The sequence below is a fragment of the Thermobacillus sp. ZCTH02-B1 genome (assembly GCF_002159085.1).
Classification (GTDB): domain Bacteria; phylum Bacillota; class Bacilli; order Paenibacillales; family Paenibacillaceae; genus Thermobacillus.
In genome coordinates, this window is sequence record NZ_LZRU01000045.1 from 1 (window position 1) to 3,199 (window position 3,199).

Annotated in this window: 3 rRNA genes; all 3 read right to left on the reverse strand. The window is 59.8% G+C overall.

Features of this window, described 5'->3' with window-relative positions:
• A 23S ribosomal RNA gene (locus tag A9Z00_RS15515) occupies positions 1-2,590 on the reverse strand; the annotation flags it as partial.
• A 141-nt stretch (positions 2,591-2,731) separates the two neighbouring features.
• Positions 2,732-2,848: ribosomal RNA gene (gene rrf / locus A9Z00_RS15520) — 5S ribosomal RNA — on the reverse strand.
• Positions 2,849-2,963: 115 nt separating this feature from the next.
• Positions 2,964-3,199, reverse strand: a 16S ribosomal RNA gene (locus A9Z00_RS15525); the annotation flags it as partial.

Below are 3,199 nucleotides of genomic sequence, written 5' to 3' on the forward strand. Positions count from 1 at the left end.
ACTTCAGCCCCAGGATGCGATGAGCCGACATCGAGGTGCCAAACCTCCCCGTCGATGTGGACTCTTGGGGGAGATAAGCCTGTTATCCCCGGGGTAGCTTTTATCCGTTGAGCGATGGCCCTTCCATTCGGTACCACCGGATCACTAAGCCCGACTTTCGTCCCTGCTCGACCCGTCGGTCTCGCAGTCAGGCTCCCTTCTGCCTTTACACTCTCCGCATGATTTCCAACCATGCTGAGGGAACCTTTGGGCGCCTCCGTTACCCTTTGGGAGGCGACCGCCCCAGTCAAACTGCCCGCCTGACACGGTCCCCGCGCCGGCTGACGGCGCCAGGTTAGAACTTCGATACGATCAGGGTGGTATCCCAACGGCGCCTCCACCGATGCTGGCGCACCGGCTTCCCAGGCTCCCACCTATCCTGTACAGACCGTACCAAAGTCCAATATCAAGCTGCAGTAAAGCTCCACGGGGTCTTTCCGTCTAGTCGCGGGTAACCTGCATCTTCACAGGTACTAAAATTTCACCGGATCTCTCGTCGAGACAGCGCCCAAGTCGTTACGCCATTCGTGCGGGTCGGAATTTACCCGACAAGGAATTTCGCTACCTTAGGACCGTTATAGTTACGGCCGCCGTTTACTGGGGCTTCGGTTCACAGCTTCGCCTCGCGGCTAACCGCTCCCCTTAACCTTCCAGCACCGGGCAGGCGTCAGCCCGTATACTTCGCCTTGCGGCTTCGCACAGACCTGTGTTTTTGCTAAACAGTCGCTTGGGCCTCTTCACTGCGGCCCCCTCGGGCTATTCACCCTACCGGGGCACCCCTTCTCCCGAAGTTACGGGGTCATTTTGCCGAGTTCCTTGACGAGAGTTCTTCCGCGCGCCTCAGCATCCTCTGCTTGCCTGCCTGTGTCGGTTTCCGGTACGGGCACCTTCGCCTGGCTAGAGGCTTTTCTCGGCAGCCGGAACCCATGACCTTCGGTACTCATATTTCCCTCCCCATCACAGCTCAGCCTTCGCGGCGTGCGGATTTGCCTGCACGCCAGCCTCGCTGCTTGGACGGACTATTCCGGCAGTCCGCGTCACTGTCCTTCTGCGTCACCCCATCGCTCATAGCGGCTTACGGTGGTACAGGAATCTCAACCTGTTCCCCTTCGGCTACGCCTTTCGGCCTCGCCTTAGGCCCCGACTTACCCTGAGCGGACGAGCCTTCCTCAGGAAACCTTAGGCTTCCGGCGGATGGGATTCTCACCCATCTTTTCGCTACTCATACCGGCATTCTCACTCGAGCACGCTCCACCGGTCCTCACGGTCCGGCTTCCACGCATGCCCGACGCTCCCCTACCACGATGCATCGCTGCACCATCCATAGCTTCGGCGGCGTGTTTAGCCCCGTTACATTTTCGGCGCAGAGTCACTCGACCAGTGAGCTATTACGCACTCTTTGAATGATGGCTGCTTCTAAGCCAACATCCTGGTTGTCTTCGCAACTCCACATCCTTCCCCACTTAACACGCACTTCGGGGCCTAAGCTGATGGTCCGGGCTGTTCCCCTCTCGACCACGGATCTTAGCACTCGTGGTCTGACTCCCGGGCATCAAGTCCACGGCATTCGGAGTTTGACAAGGCTTGGTAACCCTTGCGGGCCCCGCACCCTATCAGTGCTCTACCTCCGCGACTCTAAACCCGAGGCTAGCCCTAAAGCTATTTCGGGGAGAACCAGCTATCTCCGGGTTCGATTGGCATTTCACCCCTACCCCCACCTCATCCCTTGGCTTTTCAACGCCAACGGGTTCGGGCCTCCAGTCCGCGTTACCGAACCTTCACCCTGGACAGGGGTAGATCACCCGGTTTCGGGTCTGCGCCTGCGTACTCATGCGCCCTCTTCAGACTCGCTTTCGCTGCGGCTTCGGCTCCCCGCCTTAACCTCGCACGCAAACGCAACTCGCCGGTTCATTCTACAAAAGGCACGCCATCACCCGTGACGTTTCCGAAGAAAGCGTCATAGGGCTCTGACTTCTTGTGGGCACACGGTTTCAGGTTCTCTTTCACTCCGCTCCCGCGGTGCTTTTCACCTTTCCCTCACGGTACTGCTTCGCTATCGGTCACCAGGGAGTATTTAGCCTTGGCAGATGGTCCTGCCTGCTTCCCACGGGATTCCCCGTGTCCCGCGGTACTCAGGATCCGTCTCGGAGGGCGCTCGCTTTCGGCTACAGGGCTGTTACCTCCTATGGCCGGCCTTTCCAGACCGTTCGCCTAGCAAGCGCCTTTGTCACTCCATGTGAGACGTCCTGCAACCCCGGAAGGTAAACCTCCCGGTTTGGGCTCTTCCGCGTTCGCTCGCCGCTACTGACGGAATCACATGTTGTTTTCTTCTCCTCAGGGTACTAAGATGTTTCAGTTCCCCTGGTATGCCCCCGTCGCGGCTATGTGTTCACCGCGCGGTGACCGGGCATTACCCCGGCCGGGTTCCCCCATTCGGACATCCCCGGATCACAGCCTGCTTACGGCTCCCCGAGGCAGTATCGCCGTTCGCCGCGTCCTTCATCGGCTCCTGGTGCCCAGGCATCCTCCGTGCGCCCTTTCCAGCTTATCCTGAGGGATGCTTCGGCTTTCTTTGCCCCTCATTCGCTATCCGGTTTTCAAGGTGCAAGGCTTCCGGACACGCATCTTGCGCGCATGTCCTTCCCATGCATTCAGGGCCTCGCCGCAACTCCATCGGGCTTGCGGCAAGCCCGCCTGGCAACGTCCTACTCTCCCGGGACCCTTCGGTCCAAGTACCATCGGCGCTGGAGGGCTTAACGGTCGTGTTCGGAATGGGAACGCGTGGATCCCCTCCGCCATGGTCACCAGACGGGCCCTTGCCCCCGAGGGATCGCTCCCTCAAAGCTGAACACGAGCTCCGAAGCGCTTTTGAGTTGCCCCTTCTTCCCGCCGGCCTCTCCGGCCGACGCCATTCGCTTCCTTAGAAAGGAGGTGATCCAGCCGCACCTTCCGATACGGCTACCTTGTTACGACTTCACCCCAATCATCTGCCCCACCTTCGACGGCTGGCCCCCTTGCGGGTTACCCCACCGGCTTCGGGTGTTGCAAACTCTCGTGGTGTGACGGGCGGTGTGTACAAGACCCGGGAACGTATTCACCGCGGCATGCTGATCCGCGATTACTAGCAATTCCGACTTCATGCAGGCGAGTTGCAGCCTGC